The sequence below is a fragment of the Acinetobacter sp. 24-47-66 genome (genome assembly GCF_056779755.1).
Map to the genome: position 1 here is coordinate 161,292 of NZ_JBWYIL010000004.1, position 24,326 is coordinate 185,617.

Annotated in this window: 26 protein-coding genes; 10 read left to right on the top strand and 16 right to left on the bottom strand. The window is 37.7% G+C overall.

The features are described from left to right. Both AC1M84_RS05905 and AC1M84_RS05910 read right to left on the bottom strand, forming a co-directional pair. Positions 1-474 carry an Rrf2 family transcriptional regulator gene (locus AC1M84_RS05905; RefSeq protein ID WP_035263618.1) on the bottom strand — a complete coding sequence of 158 codons (474 nt, stop codon included), beginning with the start codon at positions 472-474 and terminating at the stop codon, positions 1-3. Positions 475-613: 139 nt separating this feature from the next. Further along, on the bottom strand, positions 614-1,264 hold the full coding sequence (locus tag AC1M84_RS05910) for a hypothetical protein (protein WP_092766334.1): 651 nt from the start codon (positions 1,262-1,264) through the stop codon (positions 614-616). A 233-nt stretch (positions 1,265-1,497) separates the two neighbouring features. On the opposite strand from AC1M84_RS05910, the gene AC1M84_RS05915 reads away from it, so the two are divergent. The 3 genes from AC1M84_RS05915 (at position 1,498) to AC1M84_RS05925 (ending at position 4,361) form a co-directional block, all read left to right on the top strand. Next, on the top strand, positions 1,498-1,926 hold the full coding sequence (locus tag AC1M84_RS05915) for a phasin family protein (RefSeq protein ID WP_092766445.1): 429 nt from the start codon (positions 1,498-1,500) through the stop codon (positions 1,924-1,926). Positions 1,927-2,094: 168 nt separating this feature from the next. Continuing rightward, a complete protein-coding gene (locus AC1M84_RS05920) occupies positions 2,095-2,367 on the top strand; it encodes an HU family DNA-binding protein (RefSeq protein ID WP_035263613.1) in 273 nt (90 codons plus the stop codon). Positions 2,368-2,495: 128 nt separating this feature from the next. Next, the gene (locus AC1M84_RS05925) at positions 2,496-4,361 is read left to right on the top strand and encodes a SurA N-terminal domain-containing protein (RefSeq protein ID WP_481589963.1); all 1,866 of its coding nucleotides are present in this window, start codon (positions 2,496-2,498) and stop codon (positions 4,359-4,361) included. Between the two features lie 74 nt (positions 4,362-4,435). Here AC1M84_RS05925 and AC1M84_RS05930 read toward each other — a convergent pair whose 3' ends face one another. Further along, positions 4,436-5,368 carry an AraC family transcriptional regulator gene (locus AC1M84_RS05930; protein ID WP_481594613.1) on the bottom strand — a complete coding sequence of 311 codons (933 nt, stop codon included), beginning with the start codon at positions 5,366-5,368 and terminating at the stop codon, positions 4,436-4,438. A 188-nt stretch (positions 5,369-5,556) separates the two neighbouring features. Between AC1M84_RS05930 and AC1M84_RS05935 the strand changes: the two genes are divergently transcribed. After that, complete coding sequence (locus tag AC1M84_RS05935) at positions 5,557-6,768, top strand: alkane 1-monooxygenase (RefSeq protein WP_035263607.1); 1,212 nt, start codon at positions 5,557-5,559, stop codon at positions 6,766-6,768. Between the two features lie 39 nt (positions 6,769-6,807). On the opposite strand, the gene AC1M84_RS05940 is transcribed toward AC1M84_RS05935, so the two are convergent. From AC1M84_RS05940 to AC1M84_RS05965, 6 genes are all read right to left on the bottom strand, one after another. Then, on the bottom strand, positions 6,808-7,293 hold the full coding sequence (locus AC1M84_RS05940) for a GNAT family N-acetyltransferase (protein WP_481594614.1): 486 nt from the start codon (positions 7,291-7,293) through the stop codon (positions 6,808-6,810). 73 nt (positions 7,294-7,366) lie between these two features. Beyond that, the gene (locus AC1M84_RS05945) at positions 7,367-8,566 is read right to left on the bottom strand and encodes an acyl-CoA dehydrogenase family protein (RefSeq protein ID WP_035263603.1); all 1,200 of its coding nucleotides are present in this window, start codon (positions 8,564-8,566) and stop codon (positions 7,367-7,369) included. 30 nt (positions 8,567-8,596) lie between these two features. Continuing rightward, positions 8,597-9,892 (bottom strand): acyl-CoA dehydrogenase family protein, encoded by a 1,296-nt coding sequence (locus tag AC1M84_RS05950; protein ID WP_481594615.1) that lies wholly within the window; start codon positions 9,890-9,892, stop codon positions 8,597-8,599. Positions 9,893-10,119: 227 nt separating this feature from the next. Then, entirely contained in the window at positions 10,120-11,493 is a 1,374-nt protein-coding gene (locus AC1M84_RS05955; RefSeq protein ID WP_481594616.1) for an ABC1 kinase family protein, read from the bottom strand. Positions 11,494-11,636: 143 nt separating this feature from the next. Continuing rightward, complete coding sequence (locus tag AC1M84_RS05960) at positions 11,637-11,942, bottom strand: hypothetical protein (protein ID WP_481594617.1); 306 nt, start codon at positions 11,940-11,942, stop codon at positions 11,637-11,639. A 123-nt stretch (positions 11,943-12,065) separates the two neighbouring features. Further along, positions 12,066-12,275, bottom strand: coding sequence for a cold-shock protein (locus AC1M84_RS05965; protein WP_035263597.1), 210 nt, complete (start codon positions 12,273-12,275; stop codon positions 12,066-12,068). Between the two features lie 371 nt (positions 12,276-12,646). Between AC1M84_RS05965 and prmB the strand changes: the two genes are divergently transcribed. The 3 genes from prmB (at position 12,647) to AC1M84_RS05980 (ending at position 15,209) form a co-directional block, all read left to right on the top strand. Further along, the gene (prmB, locus tag AC1M84_RS05970; protein ID WP_035263595.1) at positions 12,647-13,657 is read left to right on the top strand and encodes a 50S ribosomal protein L3 N(5)-glutamine methyltransferase; all 1,011 of its coding nucleotides are present in this window, start codon (positions 12,647-12,649) and stop codon (positions 13,655-13,657) included. Positions 13,658-13,671: 14 nt separating this feature from the next. Further along, the gene (gene aroC / locus AC1M84_RS05975) at positions 13,672-14,757 is read left to right on the top strand and encodes a chorismate synthase (protein WP_481592660.1); all 1,086 of its coding nucleotides are present in this window, start codon (positions 13,672-13,674) and stop codon (positions 14,755-14,757) included. A gap of 98 nt (positions 14,758-14,855) precedes the next feature. After that, on the top strand, positions 14,856-15,209 hold the full coding sequence (locus AC1M84_RS05980) for a hypothetical protein (protein ID WP_143047393.1): 354 nt from the start codon (positions 14,856-14,858) through the stop codon (positions 15,207-15,209). 43 nt (positions 15,210-15,252) lie between these two features. On the opposite strand, the gene AC1M84_RS05985 is transcribed toward AC1M84_RS05980, so the two are convergent. Next, positions 15,253-15,729, bottom strand: coding sequence for a hypothetical protein (locus tag AC1M84_RS05985; protein ID WP_481594618.1), 477 nt, complete (start codon positions 15,727-15,729; stop codon positions 15,253-15,255). Positions 15,730-15,877: 148 nt separating this feature from the next. Beyond that, the gene (locus tag AC1M84_RS05990) at positions 15,878-16,426 is read right to left on the bottom strand and encodes a hypothetical protein (RefSeq protein WP_092766323.1); all 549 of its coding nucleotides are present in this window, start codon (positions 16,424-16,426) and stop codon (positions 15,878-15,880) included. Positions 16,427-16,695: 269 nt separating this feature from the next. Here AC1M84_RS05990 and AC1M84_RS05995 point away from each other — a divergent pair, with 269 nt between their 5' ends. Both AC1M84_RS05995 and AC1M84_RS06000 read left to right on the top strand, forming a co-directional pair. After that, positions 16,696-16,929 (top strand): hypothetical protein, encoded by a 234-nt coding sequence (locus AC1M84_RS05995; RefSeq protein ID WP_035270711.1) that lies wholly within the window; start codon positions 16,696-16,698, stop codon positions 16,927-16,929. A gap of 94 nt (positions 16,930-17,023) precedes the next feature. Beyond that, on the top strand, positions 17,024-18,190 hold the full coding sequence (locus AC1M84_RS06000; RefSeq protein ID WP_481594619.1) for an MFS transporter: 1,167 nt from the start codon (positions 17,024-17,026) through the stop codon (positions 18,188-18,190). A gap of 4 nt (positions 18,191-18,194) precedes the next feature. Here the strand turns inward: AC1M84_RS06000 and AC1M84_RS06005 are convergent, their stop codons facing one another. Further along, entirely contained in the window at positions 18,195-19,661 is a 1,467-nt protein-coding gene (locus AC1M84_RS06005; RefSeq protein ID WP_481594620.1) for a GGDEF domain-containing protein, read from the bottom strand. Between the two features lie 252 nt (positions 19,662-19,913). Between AC1M84_RS06005 and AC1M84_RS06010 the strand changes: the two genes are divergently transcribed. Then, positions 19,914-20,396, top strand: coding sequence for a hypothetical protein (locus tag AC1M84_RS06010; protein ID WP_035270703.1), 483 nt, complete (start codon positions 19,914-19,916; stop codon positions 20,394-20,396). 82 nt (positions 20,397-20,478) lie between these two features. Here AC1M84_RS06010 and accC read toward each other — a convergent pair whose 3' ends face one another. The 4 genes from accC to AC1M84_RS06030 form a co-directional block, all read right to left on the bottom strand. Beyond that, entirely contained in the window at positions 20,479-21,843 is a 1,365-nt protein-coding gene (gene accC / locus AC1M84_RS06015) for an acetyl-CoA carboxylase biotin carboxylase subunit (protein ID WP_035267832.1), read from the bottom strand. A 15-nt stretch (positions 21,844-21,858) separates the two neighbouring features. Further along, complete coding sequence (accB, locus tag AC1M84_RS06020) at positions 21,859-22,278, bottom strand: acetyl-CoA carboxylase biotin carboxyl carrier protein (protein WP_035267829.1); 420 nt, start codon at positions 22,276-22,278, stop codon at positions 21,859-21,861. Positions 22,279-22,296: 18 nt separating this feature from the next. Further along, positions 22,297-22,752: a type II 3-dehydroquinate dehydratase gene (gene aroQ / locus AC1M84_RS06025; RefSeq protein ID WP_035267826.1), complete on the bottom strand. Its 456-nt coding sequence runs from the start codon at positions 22,750-22,752 to the stop codon at positions 22,297-22,299. Between the two features lie 236 nt (positions 22,753-22,988). Further along, complete coding sequence (locus AC1M84_RS06030) at positions 22,989-24,320, bottom strand: Y-family DNA polymerase (protein WP_481594621.1); 1,332 nt, start codon at positions 24,318-24,320, stop codon at positions 22,989-22,991. Positions 24,321-24,326 lie beyond the last annotated feature (6 nt).

Genomic DNA, 24,326 nt, shown 5'->3' on the forward strand with positions numbered 1-24,326 from the left:
TCAAATACCTGTAACCGATAAAAGGGCTGAATCTAATGGAGCTGTATTCTGGCGGATCGCAACAGTTTGAACGTTATCGCGAGCAACTAAATCAGCAAGAGAGATTTTAGCTAAGTAATCGGCAATGTGGAGGGAGAGTTCTTGCCATAAATCGTGAGTTAGACACATTGCGCCATTTTGGCAGTTACCTTTGTGGTCACAACGTGTTGCATCAACAGTTTCGTTTACAGCTTCAATAATTTCTAAGACCGTAATATCAGAAGCATTACGCGCTAAATGGTATCCACCATTAGCACCACGTACACTCGAAACCAAGCCATGACGCTTTAATTTAGCAAATAGTTGTTCTAAATAAGCCACAGAAATAGTTTGGCGAGTAGCAATTTCTGCCAAAGTAATGGTTTGTTCAGTCGGCTGCAAAGCTAGATCAAGTAATGCAGTCACTGCGTAGCGACCGCGAGTGGTTAAGCGCATGATTCGATACACGTGTAAAAGGCTAGATGATGAAATTTTATGAATTCCGACTAATTTAGTCAAGTATTTTTTCTAAAAACCAACTAAATTAATCGGAATTAAATATGGCGAGGATTCAAACAGATAAAACTTTATTATTTTAATAAATATTCAATAAATTATACACGATTAAAGCCACGAATAGAACCGAAACTATCCCGAATGCAATGTTGATACGTTTTTGGTTGGATTGCATGCGACGAATACGATTTTTATATTGTTTTACCTCTACTTGAAGTGTATTGATTTTAGATCTTTGTAAGTCAATTTTTTCAAGTAATGGTGCAATGCGTTTTCTCGAAGCCTTTGTATCTTGGTCTTCAGAAGCTGTTGTTAACCAGTTTTTCCAATCTGAAAGTAATTTCGGTGTTGAGAGATGCAATGCTAAATCTCTGAATTCGTCTTTAAGGGTTTGATCACCTTCAATACGCATTTTTTTTAAACTTCTGCGGTTTGCGAACCCGAAAATTTGAATGATATCGACTAAAGTACTACTTACCTTGAGGTCAGGTTCTTTTTCTGGCGCTTGAAGGTCAAATAAGATGCCTTTATCCGTAAATTGGATATAAAAGTCAAAATAGGGGATATAGCTATTCATTTTAATTGTAATTTGTTGTTCTACAAATTTTTTTGCTTGAAGGCGAACAACACGGTCATGTTTTAAGACGAAAGAATAGAATGTCTCTAAAACTAACATAACAATGTTAAGCAACAAACGGGTATGACCTTGTTGTTGTTGCGATTCACTCATAAAAAAATCCTATTCAAATTTAATAAATCTAAAAAGTTCTATTAACACAAACTTAAATTAAGTCTAAGATTACATCATTTATCATTGCTTTGTAGAACAGTTTTGAACAAGGTTCAATAGCGATATTTGATATTATCAATGTATTTTATGCACGAATAGTCAGTTTAGAGGCTAAAATATACAGGAGTGTAACGGTGGATCAAGATGTAAATAACAATAAAGAACAGGAATTAATGGACAACTCACAACCTGCAAACTCACGTAAAACAAAGCATCAACGCAAGTCCACACTTGATTTTCGTAAATATACTAAACAAATTTGGCTTGCTGGTTTAGGTGCTTTTTCTCGCGCAGAGGAAGAAGGTAATAAAATGTTTGACTCTTTAGTCAAAGTTGGTGAAGAGCTTGAATCAAAAACGGTTGAATTTACAGATCAAACAGTAAACAAAGTTGCGGAAAAAACTAAAGAGTCTGTTACGGATAAAAAAGATAAGGTGGAAAAACTTTTAGATCATGGGGTGAGTACTTCGCTTAATCGTATTGGGCTCGTCTCAACTAAAGATGTACAACATCTTGAGAATATGATTTTAGATATTCACCAGAAATTAGATGTGCTCATTGCTGAAAATCAAGCTTTACGAGCCAAACTCGAAAAAAAATGATGGATTTAGAGATAAAACTGTAATTTTGGTATTTTTTGTCGCTTATTTTGATCAAAACAGGTCGAGCAGTATTGCGTTTCCCCCCAAAGCATTGCTATAAAGTCGTCATGGCCTTTTAAAATACAAGCCTTGGATTTTAAACAAACGATATAAGAGGACGTAATCTTCATGAATAAATCAGAATTGATTGATGCGATTGCAGAGAAAGGGGGATTGTCTAAGACTGATGCTGGTAAGGCATTGGACGCGACTATTGCTTCTATTGGCGAAGCGCTGAAAAAAGGTGACTCTGTTACTTTAGTAGGATTTGGTACTTTCAGCGTTAAAGATCGTGCTGCACGCACTGGTCGTAACCCGAAAACTGGCGAAGAATTACAAATTAAAGCAAGCAAAGTTCCTAGCTTTAAAGCTGGTAAAGGTTTAAAAGATTCTGTAGCTTAATTCTTATTAAGTCCAAAACGCGCCGACTTGGCGCGTTTTTTATTAAAAAGAAAATTTATGGCTTCATCTGATATATTCGGTTTGGATTATCAGTTAGAATCGCTTTGAAATAAAATATTGGAATACCTATGGAATCGTTTCGTAAACTCATTAAAGGGTGGCTCGGCAAAGTCCTTCTAGTATTATTTTTGACACCATTGGCATTGGTCGGTATTGAAGGCTATTTCGGTGGTGGAAACAAAGATGGGATTGCTAAAACCGTTAATGATTTAGAAATTTCTAATAAAGAGCTAGAAGTTCAAACGAAGAATTATAAAGATCAATTCTTACAAATGGTTCAAGGTGATGAATCACTTCTGAATCAATCGTATATTGAACAAATGGCTCTAGATAGTTTAATTGATCGTGCTTTATTGGTTCAGCAGGCTGAAAAGTTAGGCATCAGTTTAAGTGATGCTCAGATTGAACAAATGATTGCTCAACAGCCAAGTCTGCAGGTTGATGGTAAATTTTCACAACAAGCTTATGAAAACTATCTTCGATCAATTAATATGACGAGCCAGGGTCTAATCCAAAATTTAAGACAAGATCATGCGCTTCAAATGTTAGTTTCAAGCATTCGTGATAATTCTTTGGTAAGCCAAAGTGATATTCAGCAAATCGCAAATCTACAAGGTGAGCAACGTACGTTATTTATGTCATCTGTAAAATTGGATGATTACAAAACGTCTGTAAAAATAACTGATGCTGAAGTCGCTGCTTATTATGAAAAACATAAAGTGCTGTTTAAGCAACCTGCCTCAGTTGATCTTGATTATGTATTGGTAACGCCTGCTATGGTAGCAAATGCCACAACAACTGTTACAGATGCAGAATTAAAACAAGCTTATGATCAATATGTAACTCAACAAAATAAAAATGCCAAAGTTGAAGTCCAACATATTTTGATTACAACAGATAATCGTACTGCGCTTGAGGCTGAAAAAATAGCCAATGATGTTTATGCAAAAATTCAATCAGGATTATCTTTTGCAGAGGCTGCTCAACAGTATTCTGAAGATTCTAGTTCCAAAGATAATGCGGGTCGAGTTGATGGTTATGAAGCCGGTGTATTCGGTGATGCTTTTGATAATGCAGTTCAAGCTTCAAAAGGTACGATTTCTAAGCCAGTAAAAACCGATTTTGGTGTACATATTATTCAAGCTAAAGCTGCTCAAGTGAATGTTGCTAGTTTTGAGTCTGAAAAAGCACGTCTTGAAGCTGATTTATTAAAATCTAAAAATGCCAATGCTTATTCTGATCTAGTAAATGGTTTGAATGAGCTCGTTGTAAGTAGCGATGCTTTAGATGTAGTCCCTCAGGAATTAAAATCGGCTAAATTGGTTACTGCGAATAATGTAACTCTTGCCACTCAAAATACAGTCCTAGCGGATCCTGCTGTAAAAGCTAAGATCTTTAGTCAAGATGTAAAAAATGGTGATCGTAATGCGACCAGCAATATACAATTGGCGAATGGTGATACAGTTTGGTTGAAAGTTCGTGAATACCGTGAAGCTGGTGTTCAACCTTTATCAGTAGCCAAAGCGAAGGTTAAAGAAAAGCTGTTGAATCAAAAGGCATATGAAGCTGCTCAAGCAAAAGTTGCTGCAATGTTAAAGGATTTTAAAACACTACCTTCACAGCAGGTTTTAACTAAGCATCAGCAATCTTTCGTAAATGCAGGTGTGTTTACTCGTTCTCAAGGTCTTAAACGAGAAATTGAACGTGCTGCATTTAGTGTGCCTGCACCTAAAGCAGGAATGTGGTCTGTGACTACAGCTCAATTACCAAATGAAATGGTAATTATCGGTGTGGCTGAGGTAAAAAAACCATCTATGGATTCGATTTCGGCTGAAGAAAAACAGCAGCTTGCACAGCTTTATCAAAACTATCGTGGTACACAATTACTTAAAGATTACACTGAGTATTTAAAGTCAGTTGCAAAAATTAAGTAACTCACCAGTAATTCTATCTTCATAAAAAAAGCACTTCGGTGCTTTTTTATTTTGCTATGATTTATTTAATTCGATTAATTCAAATAAGTATTCCGATACTGGCTTGGACTGCATAGATAATGTTTTTTGAAGGCTTGACTAAATGCAGTCTCTGATGAATAACCAACTTTGTGCGCGATTTGTTGGATTGAAAGCTGGCTCAAGCGTAAAAGTTGACTGGCTAATCTTAAACGGTGTTTCTGTAAGTATGCTAATGGTGTTTCATTCACCATATTTTGAAATAAATGAGCGAATTTTGAACGCGACATAAAGCAAGTTTCTGCCAATGATTCTACAGTCCAGTTTCGTTCTGGTTGGCTGTGAATCGCTGAAAATGCAGGGCTCAGTTCTGGGTGAGTAAGAGCAATTAACCAGTTATTCTGGTCCGTTAGCGTGGAAATGTAATCTCTCACGCATTCGATTAACATAATACTCACCACGTGATCCATAATCTTATGGCGACCCGGTCGGTTCATCTTGGTTTCATCAGCTACGAAATAAAGCCCGATCCTTAACCACTCCGGCTCTCTAGCATTCAGTGCATTGTTTAAATGGATATAAGTGGGTAAGGCTTGAATCAATGGTCCACCCATAATACTGTCCATGTTAGATCGTATACTGAAGATGAGAGATTTCTCAGATTTATCATCTTCGTCACCGAGGATAATTTCATCATCTCTTAAACCTTTAAATAAATGATCTATTTGAGTAATGTTGACTAATCTTTGTTCTTGATGGCTATAGGCTTGATGTGACATTCCAGAAGGAATAATTGCCATATCTCCAGCTTTTAAGTGTAGCTGTTCGCCATTTTGAAATTTAAAAAAGGCTTCACCGTATAATAAAATATAGGTAATCATGGCTGTTTGATGACTTAACTCAAAAGCCCATTTACCTTGTGCTTGAAGGTAGAGATATTCGGTATTTTTGAGGTGAATATCTTCAAAAACTTGACTGAGGGCATCCATGTTTTTCGTATATTCCCTATACGCTTACAATTGCTGAATCTTAACATGTGTAAAGATTTCTATAATGTATTTTAGCTTCAAAATCATCGTGGAAATACGACTCAATAGCTTTTTTGGACGATTACGACTGTATTTGAAATTTGAAATGAACAAAGATAAAAATAAGAAATAGAAAAGGAAAATTGCAAGTGAATGCAAAGGTAAAAGTTGAAGAGTTATTGAGTCAGAACCCGATAGCGCAAGGCTTACAACTGGATAAGAAGCGTTACTTATGGTTGCTTAGTCCAGCACTACCTGTATTAGGGATGGGCTTTTTGGCTGGATATCAATACGGACCTAAAGCAACTAAAAAATTGTTTGCATTAGGTGGACCTTTATTATTACACGTAATTATTCCCACCATTGATGCTTTGGTCGGTACTGATGAGAATAATCCGAGTGATGAGCAGATCAAAAAATTGGTCAGTGATCCTTACTATGATCGTATAGTAAAAATGTTTGTTCCTTTACAGTATGCAGCTAATTTTTTTGCCGGATATGTTGTTTCACGTAAAGAAACTCCATTGTTGGATCAGTTATTGATTGGTTGTACAATGGGATTGATCAACGGTATTGGTGTGAATACTGCCCATGAACTATGCCATCGACCGAAGCGTGCAGATCATTATTGGTCACACGTGACGTTAGCACCACTTGGATACAATCATTTCCGTATTGAGCACCCATATGGGCATCATAAACGTGCTGCTACTCCAGAAGATCCAGCGACCTCTAAGATGGGTGAGACCTTTTATGAGTTTCTTCCAAGAACGATTAGCGGTGGCTTGAAGTCGGCAATACAGATTGAAAAACACCGATTAAATCGTAAGGGTGAGTCGTTCTTTTCACTGAAAAATGAGCTATTTCACGGCGCAGCCATTAGTGCAACTTTTCACGCAACGATGCTAAAACTGTATGGTAAGAAAATTTTACCATTCCTAGCCATACAGTCACTTTACGGTGTGACTTTATTTGAAATGGTCAACTATCTTGAGCACTACGGCTTATTGCGAGAAAAGAAAGAAGATGGGAGTTATTCGCGTACTATGCCTGAACATAGTTGGAATAATAATAACATCACAACCAATCTATTCTTATACCAGTTGCAGCGCCATTCAGATCATCATGCTTATCCGACACGACCTTTCCAAGCATTGAGAAACTTTGAAGAAGCGCCAGTGTTGCCAAGTGGATATGCGACGATGTTGATCCCAGTTTTAATACCTAAGTTATGGTTTAAAATTATGGATAAGCGCGTATTTGACCATTATGGTGGCGATTTAAATAAAGCCAATATTCATCCTAAACGACGAGCAAAAATTTTTAAAAAATTTGGTGTTATTGATAAATTACTGGGCTAACACTCAAAAATAAAAAAACCGACCATGGGTCGGTTTTTTTTATAATACTTTTAACATGCGTATTTCGCATGCATCACTATGTCCAGTATTTCCTAATGGGTGTTGTAGATGTTGAAAACCTAATTTTTCATATAATTTTACAGCCTGCCAGAGAGATGCTGTAGTTTCGAGATAAATTTGCGTGTAACCCTGATCTCGTGCAAATTGGATACATTTTTCTAGAATTTGTTTTGCAAAACCCAAACCTCGTATTGAGGGCATGAAATACATCTTTTGTATCTCTAGAGTGTTTTCGTCGCCCAGCAAAGGTGCAATGCCCCCACCACCAAAGACCTCGTGTTGGTCATTGCTAATAACCCAATATATGGAGTGAGGTTTTGTATAAACGTCATAGAGTTGATCTAGAATTGGATCTGCAACTGCGAAGCCTGATTCAGCAGCGAGACCAAACTCCACTGAGACTTCACGAATGATTTTTGCAATATGGGGATTATCTTGGGGTTGAATAGTTCGAATAAAGTACATAATCGATGAAACTTAGTAAATCTTCACAGAGTATATCTAAGTTTCATCGCAGTTGAATTTAATTCAACGTGATTTATTTCAATTCGCTTGATGATTTTCCAAGTTCACGGCGCGCAACAATAAGCTGTTGAATTTGTTGTGTGCCCTCGAAGATATCTAGAATTTTGGAGTCGCGCGCCCATTTTTCCAATAACTCATCTTCGGTGTAGCCTACACTTGCAGCAAGTTCGACACACTTCAATGTAATTTCATTACAAATGCGTCCAGCTTTCGCTTTTGCAATAGAAGCTTCACGCGAGTTAGGCTTTTTATTGTCTGCCATCCATGCAGCTTTTAGGGTTAATAAACGTGCAGCTTCCCATTCTGCTTCCATGCGATAAATCTGAGCTGCAATATTTGAGGATTGAAGGTAAGGAGTGGCATATTCAGCATCTAGTTGGTCTTTAAAAATTTCCTTGATACGCTCTAAAGACGCTTTAGAGCACCCAACTGCCATTGCAGCCACAAGAGGGCGTGTATTATCAAAAGTTTCCATGACGCCTGCGAAACCTTTTGCAACATCGATTTCAGCATTACCTAATAAATTTGCAGCAGGGACGCGACAATCGATAAAGCGAATGACAGCAGTATCTGAAGCTTTAATTCCGAGTTTATGTTCAAGACGTTCAACGGTCATGCCAGGCGTGCCTTTAGGAACAACAAATGATTTGATTGCTGCACGCCCAAGTTTTTTATCGAGTGTTGCCCAAACCACGACTGAATCAGCTCGTTCGCCAGAAGTGACGAAAATTTTCTCGCCATTTAAAATATAATCATCACCATCTTTAGTCGCTGTGGTGCGTATTGCTGCAGAATCAGATCCACAGCCTGGCTCGGTAATTGCCATCGCAGCCCAAGTTCCCTTGAAGCGTTCAAGTTGCTCTTCATTGGCTACAGCAGCAATTGCAGAGTTACCTAATCCTTGGCGAGGCATGGTAAGTAATAAACCAGTATCGCCATAACACATCTCAATTACACCCAAAGCAGTAGACATGTTCACGCCATTTTTGTTGCCTTGAGTCGTATCTCCACGTTTATTGACCGCAGCGCCAGCATTCATGCCATCGCCACCTTCATTCATACCATCCAATAGGGATGCTAACATGTCGAGTTCTTTGGGATAAGCATGTTCAGCTTTATCATATTTGCGTGAAATAGGGCGAAGCACGTTTAACGCTGTCTGATGAGCTTGATCAACAAGCATTTTAAATTTTTTCGGATTTTCTAAATTCATCATCTTTGTCCTTAAATTTTTATTATTTGATTAAGCATGTAAACCAGAATGCATAATGGCAGTAGCACGCAAATCTCGATACCAACGTTCAACTGGATGTTCTTTGGTAAAGCCATGTCCACCTAAGAGTTGTACGCCATCAGTGCCAATTTTCATTGATTTTTCTGCGCATAAAATTCGTGCTAAATATGCTTCGCGATGGAAACTTAAACCTGATTCTGCACGACTTGCAGCATTCAAAACCAACATTTTCATAGCATCAATTTCAATAGCCATATCCGCGATCATAAATGCAACACTTTGACGGTGGGATATTGGTTCACCAAATGCGGTGCGTTCATTGGCATACTGAATGCAATATTGTTTAACCGCTTGGCATGTACCCACTGCCATTGCACACCACATTAAATTGCCCAGATCAATGAACGCTGAATAATCAAAATCTTGCTCATTTAGTTTAAATGCTGGTGTGTTGTTAAATTTTAGGCTCACAGATTGGGTTGCTTTAAGCCCCATTGCTGGATTTGCTTTATATGAAATCGTTTCATTTCGCTCAACAATGAAAACCTGAGCTGTTCCATCTAAATCTGCGGAAACCAATAAAAGATCTGCCTGCTCACCTAGAATAACGATAGTTTTTTCACCATTAATGACAAAATGATCGCCTTGGCGTGTCGCTTTTGTTTTTAATTGGAAAGGGTTGAAAGCAGGTGTATTTTCCTGAACAGCAAAAGTTGCAAATAGATCATCTTGTTCGCTAAATGCCGACAAATACTTATTTTGAATCTCTGCTGAACCCCACTGTGTAATTGCATTAATGACTGAGAACGTGGAGAGTAATGTAGCTGTTAATGAGAAGTCACCTTGTGCAAGTTGCTCTGCGATCAGCACATTTGTAACCACATTCTTTACTGAAGCAACGCCGCCGTATTGTTCAGGCAATGCATAATAATTGACACCTAAATCTTTAAATTGAGCCCATAAGTTTTCTGGAAAAGTAGCTTGGTGGTCGGCTGTATGTGCTAGGGGGTAGAGAACTTCATGAGCAAATTGTTGCATCGCATCAACAGTCATCTGTTGTTCTTCAGAAAGGCTGAGATCAAATAACCCTTTTTGCTGATTGGATAGACGTTGAGTCGGAGTATTGGATTTTTGTTTAAAAATTTTCTGTGTAGAGCCCAAGGTTTTAAATCCAGCCTTAGAACCTTGATAAAGCGAGCGTTCGATAATTTTTCTTAGTTTTAATTGATCGATTAAATCACTGCCTGCGAGCTTAGTGATCAAGGCTAAGCCTAAACCTTGCGCTTTGTTTGCGATATCATTCATTGTTGTAAATTCCCTGATGGTTTTTTTATACAACAAGATCGTGACATGTGTTTAGTGAAATGACTATGTCGAAAATGACTAGCTTAAAAGACTTTTTTGACCAAACAGATAAATGGTAATTGAATAGGTATTTTAATGAAATTTAAGATATATTCTTTTTAGTAATTAAATTTTTTATTTAATAAATTGACCATAGTGACACGATAGATCACTATGGTCTTTGTTCCTTAAACATATGATTGGATCATGTTGCGCACATTTGTTTTTGCTTCGATCACAGTCATGAATGTATATGCACCTATGAACTTACGACTGATGAACATAAATTCTTTCGGTGGAACTGAAAAATAGCGCGATGCCATCGACTTGGATGCTCGTTGCATCACACGGCTATGCAGTTGGCTTTGTTTCCAATCATAGCGCTGCTGTTCATCCATAATGCCTGTTGGTAGGTCTGGATTATTGCTATAAGTACTAAAAGCTTCAGTAGCTAGAAGGAACACTTTTGCCATGTCGGGTTTAATGCTTAATGGCATTGCATCGAAAAACTCATAACCTGTCATAGCATTGACCATGGCTTGAGCATCATGATGATAGCCCGCGGTAATTAAATTACGAGCTACCTTGAGGAGTTGATCATCAAATTGACGGATCGCACCGAAGTCTAAAAGAATGATTTTATCTTCAATTTGCGCGCCGTCACCTAAGCGTACTAGGTAGTTACCAAAGTTAGGATCAGTCTGCATCTCGCCCCATTCAAACACTTCACGAACGGCAATTTCAAGCGATGCTTCACCTAATTTGTTGCGACGCTCCTGAGGGAGTGAAAGCATGACTGGGCTATTAATCGGAACACCACGCTCAAAAGTCATACAAAGCACTTGATCTGTACAATATTGATCAATAATTTGTGGAACAACATAACGCGGATCATCTTTTAAACGCGCTCTAAAACGACGTGTTGTTTCAGCTTCAATTTTGTAATTTACTTCACGGTGCATCATTTCGCGAACCTCATCAAACCATTGATCAAATTCACGAGTTTGAGGAACCATGCGTGTAAGTTTGAGCATGTTCTTAAACAAGCTCATATCTGAGTCAATTGCGCTTGCTACACCTGGATATTGAACTTTGAGCACCAATTCAAGACCATCAGACTTACGTGTTGCACGGTGAACCTGTGCTAATGATGCGGTGCCTAAAGGCTCATGATCAATGGTGAGATCATCGAGTTTAGAGCCAAGTTGGTTGCGCAGTTGCTCATGGATCGCAGGCCACGCGAGGGCAACGGTCTGATTATTTAAAGTGTTTAAAGCTTGCGTGATCTCTTCAGGTAGAAAATGCTCACCATATAACGCCATCATTTGACCAATTTTGACGATAGAGCCTTTTAATTTACCGATTTCAGCAACAAGATAGTCAGCTTGTTCTTTCATCGCTTGTTTACGTTTTTTTTCTTTTTCTTCTTCGCTTGAAAAAATAGAACTCGCACTTGAAGCAGCCCAGCGTGTGCCAGCCAGTAGAGAAGCTTTCGCAATCGAAAGACGGCGATCCATTGAAGAAGTTTTTAATTGTTTAAGCTTTTCATTCTGATCTGACATGAAGTTTAGGTCCTTTAAGCGAATCGCGCAGAGAAATCATTGTATTGAATATTACATGTTATGAACGTATTAAAATAGTTCAAGTATTTCAATATCAGGTGTATAAATGGTCAATTTATTCAAACTTAAATAGCCTAAGCTTTTTAAAGTCGATATTTAACTGGGAGTTGAGCTCGAGTAGACAGAGACACGCGATACTCAGAGATGAATAACTTCATTAAGTTGACAACAGTTTCATGAATAAATCCAAGGGCATATGCTTTGATAATAATGACGCTAGGTAAGCTGAAGAAAAAATATTTAACATCATCCAAACTTGGATTTTCAAAAATTTGATGATCCATCAAAAATTGCTTAAGAAATTGTTTTTCTGTTGTGACACGAGGGGAAGAATCATCACTCCAGTAATTTTGACGCATTGCCATTAAATTATTGTGTTTATAACTCATACTTTAACTTTTGAAATTCACTTTAACTTTTATTAGTTTGAGTCTAAATTTTCTTTTTCAAGTCTGGTGAGCTTTTCGAGAGTCAAAAAAAAGCGGGCAAAGCCCGCTTTTTTTAACAGTTAATTAAACTGCTACGATGTCAACAGCGTTAGGACCTTTAGGACCTTGAGTTACGCTGAATTCAACTTGTTGGCCTTCAGCCAAAGTTTTAAAGCCTGAACCTTTGATTTCGCTAAAGTGAGCAAAAACGTCAGGACCGTTTTCTTGTTGGATGAAACCGAAACCTTTAGTTTCGTTGAACCATTTAACTGTACCTTTAACAGTATTAGACATAATAGGAATCCTAATAAAACTTTAATGTTATGAGTTTGAACTCAATGATGTAACTTGGAAAAAAAATGAAACTTAAAATCTGAAACCAAACGTAGGATTATGACTAACACTGCGAAATAAAAGATTTAATGAAACAACATAAATTTTCTAGTTGGCTTCGAGTATACACGATTATTTTCAATATCGTTAGTTTTAATCAACTTTCTCGCTATTTTAAAACCTGAATGAGTAGACCTTATTCAATGGATAATTCTAACTATTCAAATTTTCAATACAAATTTGCCGAATAACACGGATAGAACTTTTTATTAATAGGATAAAACAAGGTATCATAGACCGTTTTTAAAAAATTGACCTTGGAGACGCCTTAAGTGGATCGACCGACTATTAGCCCTGAACATCTACAGGAAGCTGCTGAAAACTTAACAACTATTCGAGATTTTATTCGTTTTGGAGTTACAGCATTACGTCAATACGATGCACACTTAGGTCAAGGTACTGAAGATTATTTTGCTGAAAGTTCTGCTTTAGTTTTACAAACTTTGTCACTAGACTGGAATGCCGATGCTGAGATTTTAGACTCAAAATTGCTGCCAAGCGAAGTTGCGGAATTCTTGAGTTTACTCGAACGTCGTATCAATGACCGTGTTCCTACTTCATATTTATTAAATCTTGCTTATTTCTTTGGTAAACCATTTTATGTAGATGAGCGTGTACTGATTCCACGCTCACCAATCGTTGAGCTGATTGAAAATCGTTTTGCACCTTATTGTTTGACTGAAAATGGTGAAATGGGTGAAGCGGTCAATAATTTGCCAGTGAATCCAAATCCTAAAACTCCACAGCGTATTTTGGATATGTGTACTGGCTCTGGTTGTATCGCAATTGCTTTGGCATATGCTTTCCCTGATTCTGAAGTCGATGCTACTGATATTTCAAAAGAAGCCCTTGAAGTTGCACAAATCAACTGTGAGCATCATAATAAACAGTATCAAGTCGCTTTATTGGAATCTGATCTTTTCGCTAAAATACCTGCCGAAAATCAATATGATTTAATTGTTTCTAATCCGCCGTATGTCGATGCTGAAGATATGGCAGATTTACCAGATGAGTTTCATCACGAGCCAGAATTGGCATTGGCAGCGGGTCAAGATGGTTTGGATCTTGTGCGTAAAATGCTGGCTCAAGCCGCAGACTATTTAACTGAAGATGGTTTAATCGTCATTGAAGTGGGCAACTCAGAATGGGCGATGAAGCAAAACTTTAATACTGTTGATTTCTACTGGTTGCAATTCCAACGTGGTGGATCAGGTATTTTTGCACTGACTGCAGCACAATGCCGTCAATATCGTGATTTATTCATTCAATCTGTTCAAGTTTAAAGGAGTTGTTGAACATGGCTGGCAATAGTATTGGACAATTGTTCCGTGTAACAACTTGTGGTGAATCTCACGGTGTTGGTTTGATGGCGATTGTAGATGGAGTTCCACCAGGTCTAAAGTTATCAGCTGAGGACTTACAAATAGACTTAGATCGTCGTAAACCAGGTACCTCTAAATTTGCAACACAACGCAAAGAACCAGATGAAGTTGAAATTATTTCAGGTGTGTTCGAAGGTAAAACCACTGGGACATCCATTGGTCTTTTAATTCGTAATACAGACCAAAAATCTAAAGATTACGGTAATATCGCACAAACTTTCCGTCCAGGTCATGCAGACTATACTTATACACAAAAGTATGGTTTCCGTGATTACCGTGGTGGTGGTCGCTCAAGCGCACGTGAAACAGCGATGCGTGTTGCAGCGGGTGCAATTGCTAAAAAATTCTTATTTGAAAAGTTTGGTATTGAAATCCGAGGGCATGTAACACAAATCGGAACTGAAAAAACAGAAAAACTAGATTGGAATGAAGTGCCGAATAATCCATTCTTTTGTGGTGATGTTGATGCCGTACCACGCTTTGAAGCACTTGTGACATCATTGCGTGAAAAAGGAACAAGCTGTGGAGCACGACTTGAAATTATTGCTTCAAGCGTACCCGTAGGCTGGGGAGAACCTGTTTTCGACCGTTTAGATGCTGATATCGCTCATGCGATGATGTCAATTAATGCGGTTAAAGGTGTAGAGATTGGTGATGGTTTTGGCGTGGCTGAACAATTTGGTCATGAAACACGTGATGAACTGACAACTGATGGCTTCTTAGCGAATCACGCTGGTGGTATATTAGGTGGTATCTCAAGTGGTCAAGATATTCGTGTATCAATTGCACTAAAACCTACTGCTTCTATTACCACACCAGGCAAAACGATTACCATTAATCGTGAAGATACGGATGTTCTTACTAAAGGTCGTCACGATCCTTGTGTGGGTGTTCGTGCGACACCAATCGCTGAAGCGATGCTTGCAATCGTGTTAATGGATCACTTTATGCGTCATCGTGCCCAAAATGCCGACGTTGTTGCGCCATTTGAGCCAATTTAACCAAAGTAAAAAAGCGTATGATGTAAAAAGCCAGATGATTGATCTGGCTTTTTAATATAATTTTAAAATTGCAATTGAACGTTTTATGGGGAATTCAATTGAAAATAAGGATATTGGTTGGGGCGATGGTCTTATGCGGATTATCGTATAGTTATGCGAATGGCTTAACACAATCTCAGTTTGATATTGAAGTGAAGTCAATTTATAACGAAATTGAAGCGAGTCAAATTCGATTACATCAATCGGTCGATAGTAAGCAGAATATTTCGTTGATCATTCAAAGAGCTTGTGAATATGCAGATGCATTAAATGCTTTAGAGCGAATAGCACAAAAGAATATTCATATGGCTAAAGCAAAAGAAGAAGCATTATTTGCAAAAAAAATGAGAAATTCTTTTGAGTTATCATTCCAAGATTTAGGAACAAGTTATCAAAAAAGTTGTAAGCCTTAAAAAAAGCCAGTTCAACGAACTGGCTTTTTAGTGAATAATTCATTTATTCGACAGTTTGACCTGTATAACCTTTGATAAATGTTAAGTAAGCAGAAGACTTCTGACCGTCAGCTTGCAGGATGGGACGAGTCACTTCGCCGTTAGCTGTCACGATTTTTAGATCAATTTGTTTTGCGTCTCTAAATGAGTTTAAAAAACTTACAGGAACGACAATAAAATTAGATGAATTCGTTACACCAGCTGCAGTTGCATATTGGGTTGGTTGAATTGTTGAATAGACATAAGGCTGACCATCAACAATAAAGTTCAATTGTTTTATATCGTGCTGTATAGTGTCATTTACATCTGCAGTTATTTTAAAACCATTACGCTTTTCATCATTCCAACGGAGTGCAAGCTCAGGGCAAATTTCATCAGTAGCACAGATGAGAGGTCCTTTGGTTACAACACGTTCTGGATAACTTCCTGCACAACCTGTTAATACAACCAATGCTGAAATAAGCGCTAGTTTGATTTTCATGATTTTACCTATTGTCTTGTTTATTATAACTGTGTACACAATTTGTTAAATCTAACGAAAAATTCTAAAAAATGAAATGCCTAGCAGTCTAATAACACGTTGCAGTTTTGTATCGATGATTAAAAAAAGACCCATAGTGGGTCTTTTTTTACTTTTGCTTAAATTGTTGGTAGCCACTTTTAAATGTTTGATAGGCAAATGATGCATGCCCATCTTTTAAAATGCTATGCGTAATAGCACCTTGATCTGTCACTACAGCAATATCGATAGATTTAGACTGATCAAACATAACGACAAAATTCATTGGTACATCAATGTAATTTGAAGAGTTAATGAGATCGGAATTGTTGACTGATCGTGTATTGGTTTGAGTTAAAGTTGTGTAAGGATAAGTTTGACCATCTAGCGTGAAAATCACTTGCTTGATATCAAAAGATTTTCGATCAAATAGATTGGTATGTACTCTAAATAAATTATTGCTCTGCTGTTTCCAATCAAATGTTAACTCAGTACATGGTTTTGACGGTTCACAAATCACCTGACCACGTGTTTCAATTCGCTTGGCATTTTCTGAAGGTTTAAAATCAATAACATTAGATGCATAAGCTTTTGCAGAACTTGCATTTGGTTTATTGGATACAACGATACACCCACTCAGTGAAAGAGCAGTAAGAATAGATATAAATTGAACTTTCATTATTATCAACCAGTTAAATAGATGTTGTTTTTGTATATGCTAAATTTAGCATATAATCCATATAAATGTTAACCAGTTATCAAAAAAATATATTTATTGTCGTTTTTTGCTATTTTTTTTTGTGATGCTTGTCAGGTTGCTTGAATCAAGTTTAAAGGTGGTAAAAAATAATTGATTGAGTCCTTTATGGTCAAACGTTTCTTTTTTTGATTGAACACTTTTCAAAAGGTGATATAACTAAAAATAAAGCGTTAATAAAAGAGTATGAAATGAAAACGACTGTGAAATATGTGGTGCTGAAGAGCAAAGACTATCAATTGGGCACTCCATTGTTTGAAGAAACCATCGAGGCAGACTATGCGTATTTCGATTCAATTCCATCAGTCATTCAGTACCAGAATCATGAGTTTAAAGTGAAGTCAAAAGAACTTAATCGAAAGCAAATATTTGATGACTTTGAAGAATCACAAACAATCTTAGTTAAAGTCATCGCACTGAATTAATTTAAAGGCAGCCTTGAGCTGCCTTTCTTATTCTCATCACTATTCATTATCTATCTTATAATATAGTTCTATTCGAAATTAAGCACGGTTCAATATGCACCAAACATTCCCAATCCAAAGTAGGTTAGGTGGATTCTATTTTTTCTACTATGCGATTGTCGGTACCTTCATGCCGTATTGGAGTCTATATCTGCAAGATCAGGGATTTAGCTTTTTAGAGATTGGGTGGCTTAGTGCAATTGCAATCATGACACGTTTTTTTGCGCCGTTTATTTGGGGTTGGGTGGCGGATAAAACGGGTAAAAGAATGCTATTGGTGCGAATCGCAACATGGATGGAAGCGAGTATATGGTTCCTCATTTTTATTATACCCAATAATTTTCAATCAATTGCCTTGTTAATGTTGATCTTCAGCTTTTTTCAAAATGCGATACTTGCTCAATTTGAAGGCGTTACATTATTTTGGTTAGGCGAAAAACGAAATGAACTTTATGGCAAAGTGAGAAAATGGGGATCGATTGGGTTTATTGTTGGTGTTTTCTTTATTGGTCTAATTCTTGAAATCATCGATATTCACTATCTCCCGATTTTATTACTGAGTATTTCATTTCTAGCGTTCTTATGGTCATTTACAGTAAAAGAACCGAAGGGCGCACCAAAAGCCCAAAAAACACTTGAATCCATTATTCCAGTTTTAAAACAACCAGTTGTGAAAGCAATTTTCTTAATTGAGTTCATTATGTTGTTTGCTCAAGCACCATTCTATAGTTTTTATAGCAATTACTTACAGTCATCTGGATTTAGTACCACAGCAACAGGATTTCTTTGGTCAACAGGTGTTATTGCTGAAATCATGATGTTTGCCTATGCATCATTTTTTTTAAATCGTTTTACATGGCGTCAGTTGGTTGCGATTTGTTTATGGATGACTGGGCTTAGGTTTTTGATTGTTGGTTTATTTCCTGAAAGTTTTGCTCTCCAATTTCTCTCCCAGACAATGCATGCATTTAGTTTCGGTTTATTTCACTTATTGGCGATGCGCATTATTTTTGAGCACTTTTCTGCTGGGCAGCAGGGTAGAGCTCAAGCTTTGTATAGTACGATGTGGGGCTTGGGTGTGGCATCTGGAAGCGTATTGGCAGGACAATATTGGGAGCTGATTTCTGGCAGCTATATTTTTATCATTGCAGGAGCTTCAACGTTGATTGGTTTCATATTTTTATCCGCTTTACCAAATCTCAAGCCCACTGAAGCAAGATAGTGACTTATGATGTTTGAGTAAATAGTAATTGCGGATCCACGCATAATCTATTTCGTCCTGCAGATTTCGCTTGATAAAGGGCAACGTCTGCACGATTAATCAATTGTTGGAATGGGGTGCCAGACGGAAGTTGTTGATAACTTAAACCTATGCTTACACTAATATTGAGATGTTGATTTTGCCTGATCATAATCGGTGTTTCTGCCACGCGGTCGCATATACGCTGTGCGATTTCAATGCAGGCTGGTAGGTTACTATCTTTAATTAAGATGGCAAATTCTTCACCGCCAACTCTACCGAATAAATCATTTGATCTAATTTGAGATCTGACGATATTGCTAAAGTCTTTGAGAACAATATCACCTATTTCATGTCCATATTGATCATTAATTTTTTTAAAGTGGTCAATATCGAGTAGTAGAATAGACACGCTGTGAATATTGGATTTCACCTCCCTATGAGTTGAGTCTATCGTCTTTTCGCTTTCTTCATAAAAATATCGGCGATTCATAGTCGTTGTTAAACTGTCATGGTTCGCTAAATATAATATTTGGTGATATAGCTTTTGGCGATTCAAACTAATAATTGATAATGTTAGTGGGCCTAAAGCCAGCATGAAAAGACCGATGCGAACAGACAGTGTTGTCGAAATAAATGCCTCTGGAGATTCTGTTAGATAATATGCACTTAAGCTGTTGTATAAGAACATACATACAAAGCAGTTGATGATTGCAACCAACAATAAATTGTAGGTTAATGCTGCCCAGATGAGTGCTCCAATCGGGAACATGATGGCGCCAGGGCCAATAAAAAAGTGAGTTAGAATTACAGATACAACGACAAATACGAAGGGTAAGACAAGGGGTAAACTTAAACGTTGATTTTTTTGATTTACAAAATATTGTTGAACTGTAGTTTTGTTTGGTAATGCGAGAACAATAGGTAAAAAAGCGACAAAGTTAAGAATTTCACCACTCCACCACATGCCAAAATCAACCCAAATACGGCTGAGTTCCATAAAGCTGTTAGGAACATAAGGGATGGTTAAAATCGCAAAGGTTGGGCTCGCTAGGCACCCTCCAAAAGCACTAATTAAAAATAAGTAAACAAATGTAAGACCTTTATTGAATTCTTGATAATTGATTTTTAACCGGTTCAGTAGGTATAAGGTCACTAATGGGTTTAGCAAGTTAGCAAGAGTTAACAACCAAGTAAGTTGTAAAGTGTTGCCAGTACCTAGGTCTGCAAGCATATACCCAGAAAAGGCCCCAAGCCAGCCACCAAGATTATTGAGATAACTAAATCTTAAAAAAAGACCAAGTAGTAGGGCATTTGCAGGCCAGAAAATTGCAAGAAATGAGAGAGGTCGACCAAGTATTCCAGCCAAAGCACAAAGTGTAATGATGAGCATGACAATCAAAAAAGATTGTGCATTGTTTTTAATCAGCTCTGTTCGTATCCATATGGTCATACTTAACGTATATTCCCTTGCATAAAATCTTATATTTTTAAGCTTTCTGTGAGGTATAGAATGAATATTCTTCTGATAAGAATATATTTTTGGACTAATAAATCAAGAGATCGCATTAAACTGCTGATGATTTAAAGTTCATCAATAGGGAATTCATTTTCTTATATAAAATTGTTCTTATCACGTTAATTCTATGAGTTTTCTTGCTGAAATGTGCTAATTTAGCTCTAAACGTTGACCTATAGATGTTGTATGAAAAAAACAGTTTTTTTTGCACCTTTACTTTTATTAATGACGTCTTTTTCTTCTGCCGATCAAAATGTCCAAGCGCAAGCTAAAGGTGCTGATTTACAACAGCCTGAAAATAATATTCGAATCAACATGCGCCCAGAAATTTTAGGTTTATGGGGAATGGAAATTCCAAATAATAAAAAATGTGTTGAGTATTATAATTTCCGTGGTAACAATGAGGTGGTCGTGAATAGTGCTAAAGAGTGGTCGGTCGGTTTATTTGAGTATCAACCATCTCAAGACAGCTCTTCGGGCTTGTTGCCTACCTTGGTCATGCAAGTCAATTATGAGAACAACGAAAAAGACTGCTCTGGTAATCAAGTAGATCAGGCAGGAGATTTGTCTCAATATTTTGTAAAATGGGACAATCCGAATCAAATCAATTTCTGTGCATCTGAAAAGGGTGGACAATGTTTTGCAAAACTTAATCGTATATTGCCATGAGCTAAAATCTTTCCAGCGTATTCTTCAATAAAAAAAAGCCTCCTGAAAAAGAGGCTTTTTTATTCATCTTGTAAAGCTGTAATTACTCAGCTTCGCTATGTCCTTGTACTTGTTTCAACAAATGTTTCTCTAAGTAGTGAATATCCATAGCCTGTTCTGCAAAGTTCTTATCTTCAAGGATGAGATCTTTGTGTAGCGGAATATTGGTTTTGATTCCAGTTAAGATCATTTCATCTAAGGCTTGTTTCATACGAGCCAAAGCGGTTTCGCGATCTTTACCATGTGCGATTAATTTAGCAATCATCGAATCATAGTAAGGTGGAATGCTATAACCTGGATAGATATGAGAATCTAAACGGATGCCTGCACCACCTGGTGTGTAGAATTGCTCGATTTTACCTGGTGATGGAAGGAAGGTGGTTGGATCTTCTGCATTGATACGGCATTCAATTGCATGACCGTGTACTTTGATTTGATCTTGTTCTAGATTCAAACCAAGACCAGCGGCTACACGAAGCTGTTGTTCAATAATATCGACACCCGTCACCATTTCTGTCACAGGATGCTCTACTTGAACACGTGTATTCATCTCAATAAAGAAGAACTCACCATCTTCAAATAAGAATTCGAACGTGCCTGCGCCACGATACTGCATTAATTCGCATGCTTTTACGCAAGCTGCTAAAATTTCAGCACGAGCTTCTTCTGGAAGGTTCGGAGCAGGAGCTTCCTCAAGAACTTTTTGATGACGACGTTGTAATGAACAGTCACGATCATATAAATGTACGGCGTGACCATTACCATCGCCAATCACCTGTACTTCAACATGGCGTGGCTTTTGAAGGAAACGTTCCATGTAAACCGTATCATCACCGAACCACATTTCAGCATCACGTTGAGCTGCTTGTACAGACTCCAACAGTGTATCAACACGTTCAACAATTCGCATACCGCGACCGCCACCACCAGCAGCAGCTTTAACGATAAGTGGGAAGCCAATCTCTTTTGCTTCGGCCAAGGCATTGTTTGGTGTTACAGCATGAGCTGAACCTGGAACGGTTGGTACACCAGCTTTACGCATCGCCATAATCGCTGACACTTTATTCCCCATAAGGCGAATATGTTCAGGACGTGGACCAATAAAGATAAAACCAGAACTTTCTACAATCTCAGCAAATTCAGCATTTTCTGATAAAAAGCCATAACCTGGATGAATTGCATCTGCACCAGTCACTTCCGCTGCTGTAATAATTGCAGGAATATTTAGATAACTTTCGCTACTTGCACCAGGACCAATACAAACGGCTTCATCAACAAAGCGTAAATGCATGAGGTCTTTATCGGCATCCGAGTAGATACCGACTGTTTTAATACCGAGTGTTTTGCAAGCACGTGTAATACGCAGTGCAATTTCACCTCGGTTGGCAATGAGAACTTTTTGCAACATACCAACCCCCAACGATTACGCGCGGTAGCGGAATAAAGGTTGACCGAATTGGATTACATCACCATTTTTAACTAAAATTTCTTCAATCACACCACTTTGAGTTGCCTCAATTGGGTTCATGATTTTCATTGCTTCAATAATTCCAAGCGTTTCGCCTGCTGAAACAGTTTGTCCTACATTTACAAATGGTGCTTCGCCTGGACTTGGTGCAGCATAGAACACGCCAACCATTGGTGAGGTTTCAACAGCACCACGAGAAGCTGGTTTCACAACTGGAGCTTCTGGCGCAGCAGATTGTATTGGTGCAACACCAGCGGCTACGATAGGATTACGACGCGCTAAAGCAATGGATTGATCACCTTCTTTTACTTCAATAGATTGAAGATCCGATTCAATCATTAAGTCGATGAGCTTTTTAATTTTGCGAATATCCATGAATTCGTATTCCTAAGGTTAAAGATGTGTAGAAGTTTGAATTTTTTGCACGGCATGAGTTAATGCAAATGAATAACCCTGTGCGCCTAGTCCACAAATGACACCGACAGCTTTATCTGAGAGATAAGAGTGGTGTCTAAATGCTTCACGTGCGTGAACATTTGAAAGGTGAACTTCAATAAATGGGATCGCAACACCTAATAGGGCATCACGTACTGCTACTGAGGTGTGGGTCAGTGCAGCAGGATTGATGATGATAAATTTTATACCATCAATTTGGGCTTGATGAATTCGGTCGACAATGGCACCTTCCCAATTGCTTTGGAAGGTTTCAAGTTGAATTGAACTTTCTTGAGCTTGCTGTATGAGTTGATGATTGATATCGTCTAAAGTTAAATGTCCGTAAACTTCAGGTTCTCGCTTTCCTAGCAAATTTAAATTTGGTCCATGTATGACCAAAATGGTCGAACTCATGAAGACAGCTCCAATATGAAAGTTGCAATATAACCTTGCAAGATGTCTGCAAAGTTTGCATATTATGGCATGTTTTTAAGCTTTTCATTTATATTTTGTTTCAAAAATAGCAAAAAAACAATGTCGTCAATGAGCTGTATTTTGAGAACTTTGCAGTCAATTGGCAATGTTAAAAAATTACATTTTTCTTTTAATTCTTCGAGTCTGCTATTTTAAACCGAATTGACCAAAAGTATTCATTTGTTTTGTGTAACCGCCATATGTGAGTCATCAATAGTCAGCATTTCTGACCATGAGGTGGTATAGCGTGGAGAGTGGTGCAATTGCTTCATTTTCCATTGTTGTTGTTTGGTATGATAGCCCACTTGAATACAATGCTTTCCAAAGCGGTTTTTCATAGCGCCAATTGTTGTCATGAGTGAATCTCGCTGCTGGATTAAATCATGAGGCTGCCAAAGGTCATGTGTATGTGTTTTTTTAGCACTCAAAGCAGAAAACATGACGGAAACTTTTACATAACGTATATTTTCTTTAAATAAAACATCAATTTGCTGTTGTGCTGCATGGGTCAGGATTAATAAATCATCCGTCGGATATTCCAAACCAATTACATGAGAATGTGATTTCTTGAATGGTTTTACTGGAATTTTTTCATAAAGAGACACATGGACACAGGCGCATAATTGTTCTTGCTTGGTTAAACGCTCATGAGCCCGACTTAAATGAAAAATCATGGCTTGCTTGATTAATGCTTTATCCTTTAATGCTGATGCAAAACTTCGTGATGCTAAGATTCGTTTAGACGGTAAATCAGGATCTTCTAGTGAAATACAGGACTGACCTTTTAGCTCACGAATGGTACGCCCCATGAGCACTGAAAACTGCTTCATCAAATAGTGTTCATTGGCAAAAGTTAAGTCATAGCAATTATAAATACCGTAACTTTCAAGTTGTTTACTAATTTTTCGACCTACGCCCCAAATTTCCGATACTGAGGTTTCTATAAGTAATTGATCAAAACTGCATGGATCCAAATCCAATAAAGAACACACTCGGTTAAAACCAGAACGTTTTTTGGCAAAGTGATTGGCGAGTTTAGCTTGTGTTTTACTGTAACCAATCCCGATACAACAAGGTAAACCGATCCATTGTTGAATACGGTCGACTAATTCTCGACAAAATTTTTCTAAATCAAAAAGACTTTGATAATGTGTTAGGCGAATAAAACATTCATCAATTGAATAGGGCTCTAGATCTGAATCTGCATGAAAGTGTTGCTCTAAAATAGTGAAAAAGCGACTAGACATATCGCCGTAGAGGGCATAGTTGCTTGAAAATACTTTAACACCAGCCTTAAGCATATCTTTTTCAATTTCATACCATGGCACGGCCATGCCAATATTGAGAGCTTTCGCTTCCTCACTACGAGATACGACACAACCATCGTTATTACTTAAAACAACGACCGGTTGACCATTTAAACTTGGATTAAATACACGCTCACAACTGACATAGCAGTTATTAATATCAATGAGCGCAAAAATCTCTTGATGATAAATATTTTGCATAGGAGT